The organism is Nonomuraea sp. CX421 (assembly GCF_059358955.1).
On record NZ_JCADBK010000010.1, the window covers coordinates 74,356 to 89,580 of the forward strand.

The following is a 15,225-nucleotide window of genomic DNA, read 5'->3' on the forward strand; positions in this document are numbered from 1 at the left end:
CTGACCACTCGGCGGGACCGGCCGGGAACATCCCGGCCGGTCCCCCGATGGTCAGGCGGGGACGGCGAGGACCGTGCCCGCGCCGACGGTCAGGCCGCCTTCGCGGATCGCGAAGCCGAGCCCCGGCTCGACCGCGACGGCCTTGCCCAGCTCGACCGTCACCTCGACCGTGTCACCCGGCCGGGCGGGCCCGTCCAGGAGCAGCTGCCCCGGCACATCGGTGGTCCGCAGGTAGAACTGCGGCCGGTATCCCGGCGCGACCGGCCGCCGCCGCCCGCCCTCCTCCGGCGTGAGGAGGTGGAGCCGGGCGGTGAACGTCCGGTGAGCCCGCTGACTGCCCGGCGCGGCCAGCACCATGCCGCGCCGCACCTGCTCGCGGCGGACACCGCGCAGCAGGAGCGCGGCGTTGTCGCCGGCCTCGCCCCGCTCCATGGTCTTGCCGAACGTCTCCACCCCGGTCACCACCGCGGTGAACCCGTCGCCGAACCCGACGACCTCCACCTGGTCGCCGACGCGGACCGTGCCGCGTTCGACGGCCCCGGTGACGACCGTGCCCCGGCCGGTGACCGTGAGCACGTTCTCGACGGGCATCAGGAACGGCGCGTCCACGTACCGGACCGGCACGGGGATGCGCTCGTCGACCGCCCGCAGCAGGGCGTCGATCGACGCCGTCCACTCCGGGTCGCCCGCGAGGGCGCGCAGCCCGGACACCCGGACCATCGCGACGTCGTCGTAACCGTGCTCGGCGAGCAGCTCCTGCAGCTCCAGCTCGACCAGGTCGGTCAGCTCCGGGTCGGCGCCGTCGGCCTTGTTGACCGCGACGACCAGGTGCTCGACGCCGACCCGCCTGGCGAGCAGCACGTGCTCCCGGGTCTGCGGCATGATGCCGTCCTGCGCGGACACGACGAGGATGGCCCCGTCGAGCTGCGCCGCCCCCGTGATCATGTTCTTCACGTAGTCGGCGTGGCCCGGCATGTCCACGTGGGCGTAGTGCCGGCCGGCGGTCTCGTACTCGACGTGCGAGATGTTGATCGTGATGCCCCTGGAGTGCTCCTCCGGGGTGCGGTCGATCCGCTCGAACGGCGTGTAGCTCGCCTGCCCGCGCTCCGCGAGCACCTTCGTGATCGCGGCGGTCAGCGTGGTCTTGCCGTGGTCGACGTGGCCCATCGTGCCGATGTTGAGATGCGGCTTGTTGCGCGCGTAGGCCTGCTTGGCCATGATCTCTTTCCTTCGAAGCCTGGATCCGTGGTGACCCGTCAGGGTCGGCTACCTCCCCCCGCCGGGTCACACTCAGGACTTACGGGAAGAGGTCAGCGCTCCAGGCCGTCGAAGGCACGCTCGAACGCGCCCGCGGGTGCGGGCGCCGAGAGCTGAGCGTGCCGGAACATGATGACCATGATGTGGCTCTCAGCACCGGGTGGCAACGGATTATTCCGGCAATATGTGTGAATTGCCGACCGCAACGAGAGGACCAACGCGTGGCTGGAACAACGGGTCGCCGGCTCGCCGAGCTGATCGCCGAGTACGAGGTGCCGGGCGCGGCCCTCGCCTACCTGCATGACGGGCAGGTGCACGAGTTCGCCGCCGGGGTGCTCAACAGGGCCACCGGCGTGGAGGTCACCCCCGACTCCCTCTTCCAGATCGGCTCGGTCACCAAGGTGTGGACCGCCACCATGCTCATGCAACTGGCCGAGCGCGGCGGCCCTGGGCCGGACACCCCGGTGCTGGAGGTGCTGCCGGAGTTCAGGGTGGCCGACCCCGGCGTGACCAGGAGCGTCACGATCCGGCACCTGCTGACCCACACCAGCGGCATCGACGGCGACCTGTTCCTCGACACGGGACGCGGCGACGACTGCGTCAGCAGGTACGTCGAGGCCTGCGCCGACCTGGCGCAGAACCACCCCCTGGGCGTGACCCAGTCCTACTGCAACTCGGGCTACGTGATCGCCGGCCGCATCCTGGAACAGCTCGACGGCAAACGCTGGGACGACGTGTTACGCGAGCGGATCGTCGAGCCTCTCGGCCTCACCCACACCTGGACCCTGCCCGAGGACGTGCTGCGCTTCCGCTCGGCCACGGGCCACCTGGACGGCCAGCCCGCCCCCATCTGGGGTCTCATGCGCTCGGTCGGGCCCGCGGGGCTGATCTGCGCCCGGCCCGCCGACGTGGTCGCCTTCGCCCGGGCCCACCTCGACGGCGGCCTGCTGGACGATCCGCGCGCCCTGTGGGAGCCGCAGGTCGACATCCCCAACCCGTACACCCTCGGCCGGCACTGGGGCATCGGCTGGATCCTCGACGAGTGGGACGGCCACCGCGTCATCTCCCACGGCGGCAACACCATCGGCCAGCACGCCATGCTCTGGATCGTCCCCGGCACCGGCACGATCGCCTGCGTGACGGCCAACGGCGGCCACAGCGCCGCCTTCGCCCGCGCCCTGGTCACCGAGCTGTTCGCCGAGCTCGACGGCCTGACCGTGCCGCCCGCGCTCGGCCCGCCCGAGACGCCCGTCGAGGTCGACGCCGCCAGGTACGCGGGCCGTTACGAACGGGTCGGCACCCGCCTGACGTTCGCCGGGCGCGACGGCGGGCTCCGGCTGCGCCTGGAGAACACGGGCCCGCTCGCCGCGCTGAAGCCGCCACAGGAGGCCGACCTCGTCCCCGTGGACGAGACGACCTTCGTCGGACGCCTGCCCGGTGACCCCGCCTGGACCTCGGTCGTGTTCTACGAGCTGCCCGACGGCTCCCCGTACGTGCACCTGGGCGCCCGCGCCACGCCCAGAACCGGCTGAGCGCCGCGGGCGAGACCCGGGAGCAGCGCGGGAGGGCGGTCGGCTAGAGCGGGATCCACTCGGTGGACGTGGTGACCTCGTCGAGCACGGCCGGGATCGGCTCCACGCCGAGCCCCGGCCCCGACGGCACCGCCAGATGGCCGTCGGACAGCTCGAACGGCTCGGTGATGTCGGTCGCGTAGTAGCGGCGCGAGCCGGAGGTGTCGCCGGGCAGCGTGAAGCCGGGCAGCGCGGCGAGCGCCACGTTCGCGGCGCGGCCGAGCCCGGTCTCGAGCATGCCGCCGCACCAGACGGCGATCCCGTTGGCCCGGCACAGGTCGTGGATGCGGCGAGCCTCCAGGTATCCGCCGATGCGGCCCGGCTTGATGTTGATGATGGAGCAGGAGCCGAGCGCGATCGCGGCCGCCGCGTGCTCGGCCGACTCGATCGACTCGTCCAGGCAGATCGGCGTGCGCAGTTGCCCGGCCAGCCGGGCGTGCTGCACGAGGTCGTCGTTGGCCAGCGGCTGCTCGATCAGCAGCAGCCCGAACTCGTCCAGCCTGGCCAGGTGCCGCGCGTCCACCAGCGTGTAGGCGGCGTTGGCGTCGACCTGGAGCAGGATGTCGTCGCCGAACCGCTCGCGCACCGCCCGCACCGGCTCGACGTCCCAGCCCGGCTCGATCTTCAGCTTGATCCGTACGTAGCCCTCGTCCAGGTAGCCGCCGACGGCGTCGAGCAGCCGTGGGATCGAGTCCATGATGCCGACCGACACGCCGCACGGCACCCGGTCGCGCGCCGCGCCCAGGAAACGGCCGAACGACTCGCCGGCGGCACGGAGCTGCGCGTCCAGCACGGCCGTCTCCACCGCCGCCTTGGCCATGCGGTGGCCCTTGACCGGCTCCAGCGCGCGGCCCACGGCGTGGGCGTCGAGGTCACCCGGCAGCGCGGGGAGCAGGAAGCGCCGGATCACCTCGGCCGCGCCGTCCACGTACTCCGAGGAGTAGAGCGGCTCCGACATCGCCACGCACTCGCCCCAGCCCTCGGCCTCGGGTGTGACGACCCGGACCAGCAGCACGTCGCGCGCCGTCTCGGTGCCGAACGAGGTGCGGAACGGTGCCACCAGGGGCATCGCGATCCGGCGCAGCTCGACTCCAGTGATCTTCATGCGCTCTCCTGCGTAGTGGGAAGGACGTGTGCCCCTGCCCGCCGGTGTCACGGCCACCGTATGACACGGCGCGGCGGGCGGGATTCGTGCGGGGCCACCAAGACGGCGCCCCCGATTGGTCGCGCCCGACGGCCCGGTCAGGAACGGGGGCGCGGTGGACGCCGGGACGCCGCCAGGCCCGGCTCGCCGCGGCACGGGGCGATCCGGACACCGGACGGGGTCCCCGGGCTGAGGCGCACCGAGCGCAGCGGCACCGTCACCTCGGGCGTCGCGTGGCGGCCGGCCGGGAAGCACGCGGACAGGCGGGCCAGCACGGTTTCGACGGTGACGTCACCGTGCAGCGCGGTGCCGCCGTCGCGGCGGATCTCCAGCACGCACGGCACCGGCTGCCCGGCGAGCGCCAGCCCGCCCACCGTCGCGCCGGCCAGTGCGTCGAGGTCGCCGAGGGCCCACCCGTAGTGCCAGATGGCGGCCGCCACCACCGCCGCCGCCGGGTCGCCCGGCTCGGTGAGGACCAGGTCGAGCCCCTGGCAGAGCTCCTGCGCGATCCGCTCGGCGCCCCGGACGGCCCGCGTGCCGACGCGCAGGCCCGGCAGGTCGGGCATCGCCCCGCCCGCCTCGAAGATCAGCTTGATGCCGGTCCGGGCCCGGCCCGGACGGCTGTCACGCCATCCGCAGGCGACGACGTCCCTCGACTCGGCGACGCCCCAGCGGCCGATCCGCAACATGCGGCATGACTACCCGTTGACCACTTCGATCACACACGGTGACGATTATTTGACCAGGTGAAGAGCTGGATGATGAGCCGGCGGGCGCTGTTTCGTCGCTCTGCGTGTGTGAGGCGGAGCGCTCAGGGTAGCGCGTTGGCGTAAGCCTCGAAGGGGGAGACGTGGATATCAACATTGGCCAAGGCCTCACGGATGTCTGGCGGCAGATCGCCACGTTCGTCCCGAGGCTGATCGCCTTCATCGTCATACTCATCATCGGCTGGCTCATCGCCAAGGTGCTGGGCAAGATCGCCGAGAAGATCCTGGAGAAGGTGGGCTTCGAGCGGGCGGTGCAGCGCAGCGGCGTGAGCCGCGCGCTGGCACGCGGCAACTACACCGCCAGCGGCCTGGTCGGCAAAGTGGTCTTCTACGCCATTCTGCTGGTCACGCTGCAGATGGCCTTCAGCGTCTTCGGACCCAACCCGATCTCGGCGCTGCTGAACGCCGTGGTCGGCTGGCTACCGGCGGCGGTCGTGGCCATCATCATCGTGGTGATCGCCGGCGCCATCGCCAGCGCCGTCAAGGACGTCATCTCCGGCGCGCTGGGCGGCCTGTCCTACGGCTCCTTGCTCGGGACGGCCGCCGCGGTGTTCATCTGGGCGCTGGGCATCATCGCCGCCCTCAACCAGATCGGCGTGGCCACCACGGTCACGACGCCGGTGCTGATCACCGTGCTCGCCACGATCGGAGCCATCGCCGCGATCGGCATCGGCGGCGGCCTGGTGCGGCCCATGCAGCAGCGCTGGGAACGCTGGCTGGGCAACATGGAGGAGCAGCTCCCGCAGGCCAAGGCCCATGCCGAGGCCTATCAGAGAGGACGGGAGGACGCCCGGCGGATGGCGCCGGCCGGCGAACCGGCCGCACCCGTCCACGGAGAGCCGGGCGGAGCGGCCCCTCGTACCGAACCGGGGGGCACGACCGGCCGGGACCGCCCGGACTTCTGAACCGCCTGACAGTGACCGGGACCCACCGGTCCCGGTCCGGCTCAGGCGGGGGACTCGTCGGCGAGCAGGCCCAGCTCGCGTGCCAGCCAGCAGACCGCGGTCAGCCGTACGGTGGCGAGGTCGTCCTCGCCGCCGGGCGTCCAGCCCAGGTGCCGCAACTCGTCCGCGAACCCCAGCAGGTAGTCGCCCAGCGTCTCGCGGTCGAGCGGGATCGCGTCCCGGAGCGCCGCGGCATGCTGATCCACCGCAGCCACCAGACCGGGCTCGACGGCCATCCGGTCCAGGTGGGTGTGACCCACCGTGTCCATCACCCACCGCAAGGGCGCAGCCGCCCAGCCATCCTCAAACATCACCAAATAACCTTAATGTCCAATTAAAATGCTCGTCCACGCGGGATGAAGTACCACCCGCCGGACGAACGCCCCGACGCGACCCGCGCCCGGCCCTCAGCGGTCGAGAACATGCAGGGCACGCGGGGAGACGCTGAGCGCGACGGGACCCTCGGGGGCGCAGACGACGGTGTCCGCCAGCCGGGCTCCGAACAGGTCGGGCACGTAGACGGCCGGTTCCAGGCAGAGCACCATCCCGGGCTCCAGGACCGTGGCGTCGCCCGGCCGCAGCCACGGGCCCTCGTCGGGGCCCAGGCCGACGCCCCTGCCGGAGCGGTCCGAGGCGAAGGACCCGTAACCGCTGCCGTCCATCACGTCGGCGGCGGCGGCGGCCACCGCGGCGGCCGTGGCCCCCCTGCCCGCCGCCCGCAGGGCCGCGGCGTGCGCGGCGACCACCACCGAGTACATGGCCTCGTAGTCCTCCGGCGGCTCGGCGACCGCGAAGACCCGTCCCACCTCCGCGCAGTAGCCGTCCCACCGGCCGCAGAGCGAGACCAGCAGCGCGTCACCCGGGTTGATCACGCGCTCGCCCGGGACGTGATCCGCCCGCGCCGTGTGCTCGCCCGCCGCGACCCGGAGGGACAGCACCTCCTCGCAGCCCGTCTCCAGCGCCAGCATCCGCAGCCTGGCCGCCATCGCCCGCTCGGTCGCGCCGAACCAGGCCAGCTCCCGTACCTGCCCGAGAACCGCCTCCGCCGCCGCGGCCGCCCGCCCGACCGCCTCGATCTCCGAAGGCTCCTTGCGCAGCCGCAGTGGTGCCAGCGCCAGCGCGGCCGGCACCAGCTCGGCCTCGATCGCCAGGGCGAACAGCTCGCGGACCCGCATCTCCGGATCCACCCCGACCCGCCGCGCCTTCCCGGGGAGCAGCCGTCCCGGATCCGCGGTCTCGGCGAGCGCGTCCGGGGTGAGCACCAGGTACGGGCCGTCCCGCCCGCCCAGGAACCGGAAATCGGGAGACGGGCGCAGCACCAGCGCGTCGAGACCGGCCTCGGCCATGGCCGCCCGCGCGGCGGTCACCCGCGCCCCCGTCGTCATGTCAGCCGCTTCATGTCCATTGGATCATTCCAGACGTGTCATCTCAATCGCGTCATTTCGCCTCGTGCAGCCAGCAGGCGACCGGGCCGAAGCGGGGCTCCTCGTCCCGGCACACGTCCATGACGAGCGGGCAACGCGGGTGGAACCGGCACCCTCCCGGCGGGTTGGCCGGATCGGGCACGTCACCCGGCAGCTCGGCGGGCAGCACGCCCATCCCGTCGGGCCGGGGGATGGCCCCGAGCAGCGCCCGCGTGTACGGGTGCCGGGGGTTCGCCCACACCTCCGCCGTGTCGCCCACCTCGACGATCCTGCCGAGGTACATGACGGCGATCCGGTCGGCGATCAGCCGCACCACCGACAGGTCGTGGCTGATGAACAGCAGGCCGGCGCCCGCGTCCACCGCCAGGTCCCGCATCAGGGTGGCGACCTGCGCCTGGGCCGAGGCGTCCAGCGCGGAGATCGGCTCGTCCCCGATCAGCATCCGCGGCCTGGCCGCCAGCGCCCGGGCGATCGCGACGCGCTGCCGCTGCCCGCCGGAGAACTCGTGCGGATGCCGTCCGGCGAAGTCACGCGGCAGGCCCACCCGTTCCAGCAGGTCGGCGGGGGTGGCGGCGGTGTCGCGCGCGGTCCGCAGCCCGTCGGCGATCTGGTCGCCCACGCGACGGCGCGGATTCAGCGACGCGTACGGGTCCTGGAACACCATCTGGATGCCCGTCTCCCGCCTGCGGCGCAGCCCCAGCGGGGCGACCGGCCGGCCCTCGAAGGTGATGGAGCCCTCGGTGACCGGGTTCAGCCCGCAGGCCGCGCGGGCCAGCGTCGACTTGCCGCAGCCCGACTCGCCGACCAGGCCGACGACCTCGCCCGGGCTGACGGTCAGGCTCGCCCCCGCCACCGCCCGCACGACCGGGCGGCCGGGGGAGCGGTGCTCCACGACCAGGTCCCTGATATCCAGCGTCATGCGGTCTCTCCCGTCGGCGAATCAGGTGACGAGTCAGTCCGCGCGTCAGTCGGCTCGGGTGCCGAACCGGGCGGCTCGGGCGACGAGTCGGGCAGCGCGTCCAGCAGCGAGCGGGTGTAGGGGTGCGCGGGCTCGCGCAGCACCTGGCCGCGCGGCCCGGTCTCGACGACCAGGCCCTCCCGCATCACGCTCACCTCGTCGGCGATCGCCGACATCACGCCCAGGTCGTGGGTGACGAGCAGCACCGCCAGCCCGAGCTCGTCGCACAGGCCGCGCAGCAGCCGGAGCACGCCCGCCTGCACGGTCACGTCCAGCGCGGTCGTCGGCTCGTCGGCGATCAGCACCTTGGGTGAGCAGGCCAGCGCGATGGCGATCGCGACGCGCTGGCGCATGCCACCGGAGAACTGGTGCGGGAAGCGCCCGAACGCCTCATCGGCGCCCGGGATGCGCACCTTGCCGAGCAGCTCGACCGCCCTGGCCCTCGCCTCCGCCTTGTCCACGCCGAGGTGGTGGCGCATGTGCTCGGTCAGTTGCCTGCCGACCGTGAGCATCGGGTGCAGGCTGGTCGCCGGGTCCTGGAAGACCATGGCCACCTCGCCGCCGCGTACCCGGTTGAGCTCCTTGGGCGGCAGCGTCAGCAGGTCGCGGTCGCCGAGCGCGATGCGGCCGGTCGCCCGCGCGCCGTGCGGCAGCAGCCCGAGCACGGCCAGGCCGGTCATCGTCTTGCCCGACCCGCTCTCCCCGGCCAGGCCGTGCACCCGGCCCTCGGCCAGGGACAGGTCGACGCCGCGCAGGACCTCCCGGCCGCCGATCGACACCTTCAGCCCGCTGATGTCCAGCACGCTCCGCGAGGTCACAGTGCACGCTCCTTGATGGCACGGGCGGTACGCGGGTCCAGGGCGTCGCGCAGCGTGTCGCCGAGGAAGTTGAACGCCAGCACCACGGTCAGGATCGCCAGCCCCGGGAACGTCGCCACCCACCAGCTGTCGAACACCTCCACGCCGCCGGCCACCATCGCCCCCCACTCGGGGGACGGCGGCTTGGCGCCGAGGCCGAGGAACGACAGGCCCGACAGCAGCAGCAGCGCGGTGCCGATGTCCAGCGTGGCCAGGACCAGCACCGGGCCGGTCACGTTCGGCAGCACGTCGACGCGGAGCGAGCGCCAGGCGGAGAAGCCCAGCAGCCGCCCGCTCAGCACGAACTCGCGTTCCCGCACGCCGAGCACCAGCCCCCGGGTGACCCGGGCGTAGGACGGCCAGGCGACCACCAGCACGGCCAGCACCGCGTTGGTCAGGCTGGCGCCGAGGGCCGCGGCCACCACCATGGCCAGGATCACCGTGGGGAAGGCGAACACCAGGTCCGCCAGCCGCATGATCGACTCTCCCACCCATCTACCGAAATATCCGGCGCAGGCGCCGAGCAGGCCGCCGACCAGCACCGACATCACGACCAGCAGCAACGTCAGCGGGATCGACACCCGCGCGCCGTACAGAACCCGGCTGAGCACATCGCGGCCGAGCTGGTCGGTGCCGAACCAGTGCCCGGGGCCCGGCGCGGCCAGCCTCGGCAGCTCCTGGGCCAGCGGATCGTACGGCGCCAGCACCGGCGCGGCGACCGCGATGACCAGCCAGGCCGCCGCGACCACGATGCCGACCACGGCCAGCGGCTGCCGCCACGCCTCCGGGAGCCGTCCGAGCAGCCCCTTGCGATCCCGTCTCACTGCGACCTCACGCGGGGATCGATGACGCCGTACAGGACGTCCACGATCAGGTTGATGACCAGGTACACCACCCCCACGACCAGGCCGACGCCCATGACGGCGGGCAGGTCGAGGGTGGTGGCGCTCTTGTAGGCGTACTGGCCGATGCCCGGCCAGGCGAAGATCGCCTCGACCAGCACCGTCCCGGACAGCAGGCTGCCGAAGGCCAGGCCCGCCACCGTGATGATCGGCACCAGCGCCGAGCGCAGCACGTAGCGGAACAGGATCACCCGGCCCGGCAGCCCCTTGGCCCGGGCGGCGCGCACGTAGTCCTGGCCGAGCACCTCCAGCACCGCCGAGCGGGTGAACCGGGTGAGCAGGCCGATCGTGTAGAGCGCCAGCACCAGAGCGGGCGTGACCAGGTGACCGGCCGCCGAGACGAAGATGTCCCACCGGCCCGCCAGCAGCGCGTCGATCGTCTGCAGCCCGGTCACCGGCGGCGCGCCGCCGAGCGCCGGGTCGACGCGTCCGCTGCCCGGGGTGATCTGCAGCCGGTAGAAGAAGACGTAGAACGCCACCAGCGCCAGCCAGAACGTCGGCACCGAGATGCCGATCAGGCTCAGCACCCGCAGCGCGTGGTCGGCGAACCGGTCCCGGCGCAGCGCCGCCACCACGCCGAACGCCACGCCGAGGATCAGCGAGACGACGATCGCCGCCCCGGCCAGCTCCAGGGTCGCCGGCACGAACTCGGCCAGGTCCTCGCTGACCGGCCGGTGACTCTGCTGGCTGGTGCCCAGGTCGCCCTGGACGAGGCCCTGCAGGTAGAGCCCGTACTGCTGCCAGAGGGGCTTGTCCAGCCCGTGCTCGGCCCGCCACTGGGCGACGATGGCCGGGTCGCCCAGCGCTCGCTGGCCCAGGTTGGCCGCCACCGGGTCGCCGGGCACCAGGTTCGTCAGCACGAAGGTGACCAGCGTGATGCCCCAGGCCAGCAGGACGGCCGTGAGGATGCGCCGGATCAGGAACCGGGCGAGCGGGTGCGTCCCGCCGCGCCGCCGGCTGCGGGCCGTGGCGGGCGGGGGATCGCCGGACGGGCGCGGCGGGGAGGCCGCCGCGCCCGTGGCGTCGTCCATCTCGGACACGTCGCTGGTCCTACTTGGCGCCGAGGTCGGCGATGTCGACCGTCCACACCGGGTGGTACTCCACGTCCGTCACGGAGGCGGCCGTCACGATGTTCTGGCTCGGCTGGAGGAGCGGGATGAACGGGCCCGCGGCGTTGAGCTTGCGCTGCATGTCGGCGTAGGCCTCCTTGCGCGCGTCGTCGCCCACCGCGGCCGCCGCCTTCTCGGCGGACTCCTCGATCGTCTTGTCCGAACCGGCCTTCCAGCCGGCCCGCTCGCCGACCGTCTTGCCGGGCGTGAACACGAGGTAGTCGCTCGGGTCCGGGTAGTCCGGGCCCCAGTACCACAGGCCCATCTCCTCCTTGCCGTTGCGGTAGTTGTCCAGCGCGACGGTCACCGGCGCCGGCGCCAGGTCCACCGTGATGCCGACCTCCTTGAGGTTGGCCTGGACCCGCTCGGCCAGCGGCTGGAAGGACAGGCCGTTGACGGTGAGCTCGGACGGGAACTCCAGCTTGACCGTCGGGTTGGACAGCCCGCTGGCCGCCAGGGCCGCCTTCGCGCCCTCGACGTCACGCTTCGGCGCCTCGTCCGCGGGCAGCGCGCCGAGCAGCTGCGACGGGATCACGCCGGGCGCCTGCGTGGCGCCCTCGCCGGCCAGTTCCAGCAGACCGGCGTAGTCGACGCCCTTGCGCACCGCCTCGACGAACTTCGGGTTGGGCGTGGTCTTGCTGACGCCGGAGTTCTGGTTGGCCAGCAGGAAGATGACGTTGGCCGAGGCCGTCTTCTTGACCTGCAGGGTCGACGGCATGCCGGTGACCTGGTCGCCGGACAGGTTGAGCGCCACCTGGCTGTCGCCGCGCTGCACGTTCAGCTTCTGCGTGGCCGCCTCGACGTTGCGGATCACGACCTTGTCGTAGGCGGGCTTGGTCCCGTGGTACTTCGGGTTCGCCTTGAGCACGACCTGGCTGCTCACGTTGAACGACTCGATCGTGTACGGGCCGGAGCCCAGGGAGTTGGCGTTCAGGTACTGCTCGGCCTTGTCCTGCGCGTCCGCGGTCGCGCCGTTGGCCTGGGCGGCCTTACTGTTGAGGATGCCGAGCGCGGGGTTCGGCAGGATGTACGGCAGGGCCGGGTTCGGCGCCTTCGACGTCAGGGTGACCGTCGTGTCGTCGGTCTTGGCCACCTCGACGCCGTCGAGCAGGAACGACGGGGTGCCCTTCATGTCGCGCACCCGGGTGAGCGAGAAGACCACGTCGTCCGCCGTGATCGGCGAGCCGTCGGCGAACGTCGCGCCCTGCTTCAGCTTGAGCGTGACGACCTTGCCGTCCTCCGACAGCTCGTACGACTCGGCCAGCGCGGGCACCGGCTTGGTCACGTCGGCGCCTTCGAAGGTGAGCAAGGTCTCATAGGTGGCCTTGCCCACGATCAGGCCGGTGGGCTCGTACGTGCGGCCGGGGTCGGCCGTCTTGAGGTCGAAGGACGTGTCGATGACGAGCGTCTTCGCGCCGCTCTGGGCCGCGGGCGCCTGGGCGCCGCCGCTTCCGCAGGCGGCGAGGGCGAGTGCACCGGCGAGCAGCACAGCCGCTGTCTGCGAGCGGGTCGCCATGTGTGTCCTCCAGATGGACGATTGGTCGGTATATGCCGAGGATTGTGCGGCAGATCGTCCAGGCATTGTCTGGTCGGCAAGACGTATATAAATGGGCAAGGGGTATCAATGAGTGAAATTTCCAGAAATGCTGGCAGCGGTGGTGCTTCGTCTGGACGGATCGGCATCGGTCTCGAACTGGACGCCACCCATCTGAAGATCCTGGAGGTCCTGCGCGAGAACGGCAGGATCTCGGTGTCCGCGCTGGCCGAGCGGGTGGGCATCTCCCGGGCCAGTGCCTACACCCGGTTCGAGGCGCTGCGCGCGGACGGGGCGATCAAGCGGTTCACCGCCGAGATCGACCACGTCAGGACCGGTCTCGGCATCACCGCGCTGATCTTCGTGACCGTGCGGCAGCAGATGTGGAAGCAGTTCAGAGCCGAGCTGGCCAGGATGCCCGAGGTCGAGTACTGCGCGATCACCACCGGCCAGCACGACGCGATGATCCTGGTGCGGATGGCGGACGTGGCCGAGGTGCACGCCATGGTGACCGACCGGCTGGCCGGCATCCCGGCCGTGAAGGCGACGGAGACCGTGTTCATCCTGGACGAGGTGCTCAAGCGGCCGTACGTGCTGCCGAGTGACCGCGGCAAGCCGAGATCCGCCCGGCGCGGCGCGCAGGAGACCCAGGGCGACGTGCCCCTGGGCAAGATGCGCTTCGTCGGCGCAGCCGAGGGCCGCGCCGCCCTGCGGAAGGACGAGTGAGCGGTCCCTCGGTCGTCCGGCGGCGAACAGGCTAGCCGCGCGGGGCGACGGCCTCGGTGCACACGCTCACGTGCACCGTGTCGTCGCCCTCGAACCGGAACTCCTCCACCAGTCGCAGCCTGCCGTCGGCCTCGGTCTCGATGCGGCTGCTGCCCTGGCCCTCCGCCTTGCCGCCCGCCTTCAGCGCGTGCGCGTACGCGATCGAGACCACGTCACCGTCCCTGGTGCCGACGAAGCGCCCGTGGATGACGGTGTCGCCGGTGTAGCTGCCCCACACCACGCCGTCCGCCTCCTGGTACCTGAACTCGGTGGGCCGTTCCGGGTCCACCGCGCTCGCCGTCGAGCTCACCATCACGAATCTGCGGCCGTTGAGAAGGTTCACGGGGAGTCATGGTGCTGGTATTTCCCGATGGCGCGCACACGGCTGGACGAATGGCGCGGCCCGCGGACCTCGCCCGGACGATCCGTCCAGCCGTCCCGGCGCCATGCGACGGCTCCCGGCGCAGTCGTCGCTCGCCACGCCCTCGGAGGCGCTCCCGGACACGGGGCTCCGCGCTTCGCCGCTGTTTTACCCGCGTAGTGCCAACACTCCGGATGCGTACTGTGATAGTCAGGTGACGGTCAGTGTTCGCCCCCGGGTTTGGAGATCTTCATGATTGCGTACACGCTCGCGGTCGCGGCGGCAGTGGGCGTGGTGGCCCTCGCCGCGCTGCTGTTCAGGTTCACCGGCAAGGGCAGCGACGACCCCGAGCCCGGCGGGACCTCGGCAGGTCACGCGGGCTCGATGCTGTCGGCGCTGTTCCTGCTGGTCTTCGCCATCGCGATCATCGTGCCGTGGACCACGGCCGACGCCGCCAGGCAGAACACCCACGCCGAGAGCCAGGCGGCGATCGACGCCTACTGGTCGGCCACCGACCTGCCCGCTCCCGACCTGGTCCGCGCGGGCCTGCGCGACTACGTCGCCTTCGTGGTCAGGGACGAATGGCCGGTCATGGGCCAGGGCCGGATGGACCCGGTGTCCACCGAGCGGCTCGAGGCGCTCCGCACCCGGGTCATCGCGATCGAGGCGACCGACGACGCCGCTCTGAACGCCAAGGCCGAAGTGCTGGAACACCTGGCCACGCTGGCCGCCGCGCGTGCCCAGCGCACCGCCGACGCCGCCACCACCCCGCCGCCCGGGGTGCTGGTGCTCACCATCCTCACCGGCGCCGTGGTCATCGTGTTCCCGTTCCTCGCCGGCGCGCGGCCACGCGGCGCGGCGATCCTGCCGCTGGTCGCGATGGCCGCGATGCTCGGCTTCGGCACCTATCTGACCTGGGACATCTCCCATGTCTTCGACGGGCCGCTCGCGGTCGAGCCCGACGCCTTCCGGGCCGCGCTCCAGCAGTTCGCCCGGATCTCCGGAGGCGTGTGACCGTGGGCGTCAGGCGCACGCCGCTGCTCCTCGCCGGCACCCTGCTCGCCCTGTGCGTGAGCGGCCCGGCCGCCGCCGATCCCGACGGCGGGCCGCCTTCCTCGGGCCTCCTCGGGGTGACCATCTGCCTCGACCTGCCCCTGGTCAGCATCCACCTCGGGTCGTGCGGGCCGCCGCCGGTGATCGTGCCGCCGGTGATCGTCACCCCCACTCCGACCGTCGCGCCGACGCCCGCACCGACCCCCACGCGCAGGCCGACCCCCCGAGCCACGCCCACGCCCAGACCCACACCCACGCGGGTCCCCACACCGCGCGCGGTGCGGGCCGAGGTCCGAGTTCCGGCACCGGTGCGCACCACCCGCTCTCCGAAGCCGACCCCGCAGCCCGTCCGGGTCGAGGCGGCGCGGCCCCGCGTCGTGCCCGCCGAGCCCGCTCCCCAACGCCGCAGCCCGCTGCGCACCGTGCTCCTCATGGTCGTGCTGACGACGGTGATCGCCTCCACCACCGCCATCGCCTTCGCCCGCTGACGGCGCCCGGCGGGCCATGTTCAGGCCGTATCGCCAAAAACGCGGTAATTGCCAGCGAAGTCGCGTGATCCTCTACTATCAGCTCCGAAAG

At 72.3% G+C, this 15,225-nt stretch carries 16 protein-coding genes; 5 read left to right on the top strand and 11 right to left on the bottom strand.

Annotated elements, in window-relative coordinates:
• Positions 1-51: 51 nt before the first annotated feature.
• On the bottom strand, positions 52-1,218 hold the full coding sequence (tuf, locus tag AC5L3X_RS19730; protein ID WP_494858634.1) for an elongation factor Tu: 1,167 nt from the start codon (positions 1,216-1,218) through the stop codon (positions 52-54).
• Positions 1,219-1,478: 260 nt separating this feature from the next.
• On the opposite strand from tuf, the gene AC5L3X_RS19735 reads away from it, so the two are divergent.
• Positions 1,479-2,789, top strand: a complete 1,311-nt coding sequence (locus AC5L3X_RS19735; RefSeq protein ID WP_494858636.1) for a serine hydrolase domain-containing protein — start codon at positions 1,479-1,481, stop codon at positions 2,787-2,789.
• 43 nt (positions 2,790-2,832) lie between these two features.
• Here the strand turns inward: AC5L3X_RS19735 and menC are convergent, their stop codons facing one another.
• Positions 2,833-3,933, bottom strand: a complete 1,101-nt coding sequence (gene menC, locus AC5L3X_RS19740; RefSeq protein ID WP_494858638.1) for an o-succinylbenzoate synthase — start codon at positions 3,931-3,933, stop codon at positions 2,833-2,835.
• 137 nt (positions 3,934-4,070) lie between these two features.
• Positions 4,071-4,661 (bottom strand): acyclic terpene utilization AtuA family protein, encoded by a 591-nt coding sequence (locus AC5L3X_RS19745; RefSeq protein WP_189122968.1) that lies wholly within the window; start codon positions 4,659-4,661, stop codon positions 4,071-4,073.
• Positions 4,662-4,822: 161 nt separating this feature from the next.
• On the opposite strand from AC5L3X_RS19745, the gene AC5L3X_RS19750 reads away from it, so the two are divergent.
• Complete coding sequence (locus tag AC5L3X_RS19750) at positions 4,823-5,644, top strand: mechanosensitive ion channel family protein (RefSeq protein ID WP_494858641.1); 822 nt, start codon at positions 4,823-4,825, stop codon at positions 5,642-5,644.
• Positions 5,645-5,685: 41 nt separating this feature from the next.
• Here the strand turns inward: AC5L3X_RS19750 and AC5L3X_RS19755 are convergent, their stop codons facing one another.
• From AC5L3X_RS19755 to AC5L3X_RS19785, 7 genes are all read right to left on the bottom strand, one after another.
• Entirely contained in the window at positions 5,686-5,994 is a 309-nt protein-coding gene (locus AC5L3X_RS19755; protein WP_494858855.1) for a DUF6401 family natural product biosynthesis protein, read from the bottom strand.
• 96 nt (positions 5,995-6,090) lie between these two features.
• Positions 6,091-7,068 (bottom strand): M24 family metallopeptidase, encoded by a 978-nt coding sequence (locus tag AC5L3X_RS19760; RefSeq protein WP_494858643.1) that lies wholly within the window; start codon positions 7,066-7,068, stop codon positions 6,091-6,093.
• A 52-nt stretch (positions 7,069-7,120) separates the two neighbouring features.
• The gene (locus AC5L3X_RS19765) at positions 7,121-8,026 is read right to left on the bottom strand and encodes an ABC transporter ATP-binding protein (protein ID WP_189122965.1); all 906 of its coding nucleotides are present in this window, start codon (positions 8,024-8,026) and stop codon (positions 7,121-7,123) included.
• Positions 8,023-8,883 carry an ABC transporter ATP-binding protein gene (locus AC5L3X_RS19770; RefSeq protein ID WP_494858644.1) on the bottom strand — a complete coding sequence of 287 codons (861 nt, stop codon included), beginning with the start codon at positions 8,881-8,883 and terminating at the stop codon, positions 8,023-8,025. Before AC5L3X_RS19770 ends, AC5L3X_RS19765 begins: the two co-directional genes overlap by 4 nt.
• A complete protein-coding gene (locus AC5L3X_RS19775; protein ID WP_189122963.1) occupies positions 8,880-9,746 on the bottom strand; it encodes an ABC transporter permease in 867 nt (288 codons plus the stop codon). Before AC5L3X_RS19775 ends, AC5L3X_RS19770 begins: the two co-directional genes overlap by 4 nt.
• Complete coding sequence (locus AC5L3X_RS19780; RefSeq protein ID WP_225262331.1) at positions 9,743-10,855, bottom strand: ABC transporter permease; 1,113 nt, start codon at positions 10,853-10,855, stop codon at positions 9,743-9,745. Before AC5L3X_RS19780 ends, AC5L3X_RS19775 begins: the two co-directional genes overlap by 4 nt.
• A 19-nt stretch (positions 10,856-10,874) precedes the next feature.
• A complete protein-coding gene (locus AC5L3X_RS19785; RefSeq protein ID WP_494858645.1) occupies positions 10,875-12,449 on the bottom strand; it encodes an ABC transporter substrate-binding protein in 1,575 nt (524 codons plus the stop codon).
• Between the two features lie 108 nt (positions 12,450-12,557).
• Between AC5L3X_RS19785 and AC5L3X_RS19790 the strand changes: the two genes are divergently transcribed.
• Positions 12,558-13,193 (top strand): Lrp/AsnC family transcriptional regulator, encoded by a 636-nt coding sequence (locus AC5L3X_RS19790; protein ID WP_189122961.1) that lies wholly within the window; start codon positions 12,558-12,560, stop codon positions 13,191-13,193.
• Between the two features lie 31 nt (positions 13,194-13,224).
• On the opposite strand, the gene AC5L3X_RS19795 is transcribed toward AC5L3X_RS19790, so the two are convergent.
• Positions 13,225-13,575 carry an avidin-fold protein gene (locus AC5L3X_RS19795; RefSeq protein WP_494858647.1) on the bottom strand — a complete coding sequence of 117 codons (351 nt, stop codon included), beginning with the start codon at positions 13,573-13,575 and terminating at the stop codon, positions 13,225-13,227.
• 270 nt (positions 13,576-13,845) lie between these two features.
• Here AC5L3X_RS19795 and AC5L3X_RS19800 point away from each other — a divergent pair, with 270 nt between their 5' ends.
• Together AC5L3X_RS19800 and AC5L3X_RS19805 are read left to right on the top strand one after the other, a co-directional pair.
• Positions 13,846-14,607, top strand: a complete 762-nt coding sequence (locus AC5L3X_RS19800; protein WP_494858648.1) for a bestrophin-like domain — start codon at positions 13,846-13,848, stop codon at positions 14,605-14,607.
• 2 nt (positions 14,608-14,609) lie between these two features.
• Entirely contained in the window at positions 14,610-15,134 is a 525-nt protein-coding gene (locus tag AC5L3X_RS19805) for a hypothetical protein (RefSeq protein ID WP_189123153.1), read from the top strand.
• The last annotated feature ends 91 nt before the right edge of the window (positions 15,135-15,225 follow it).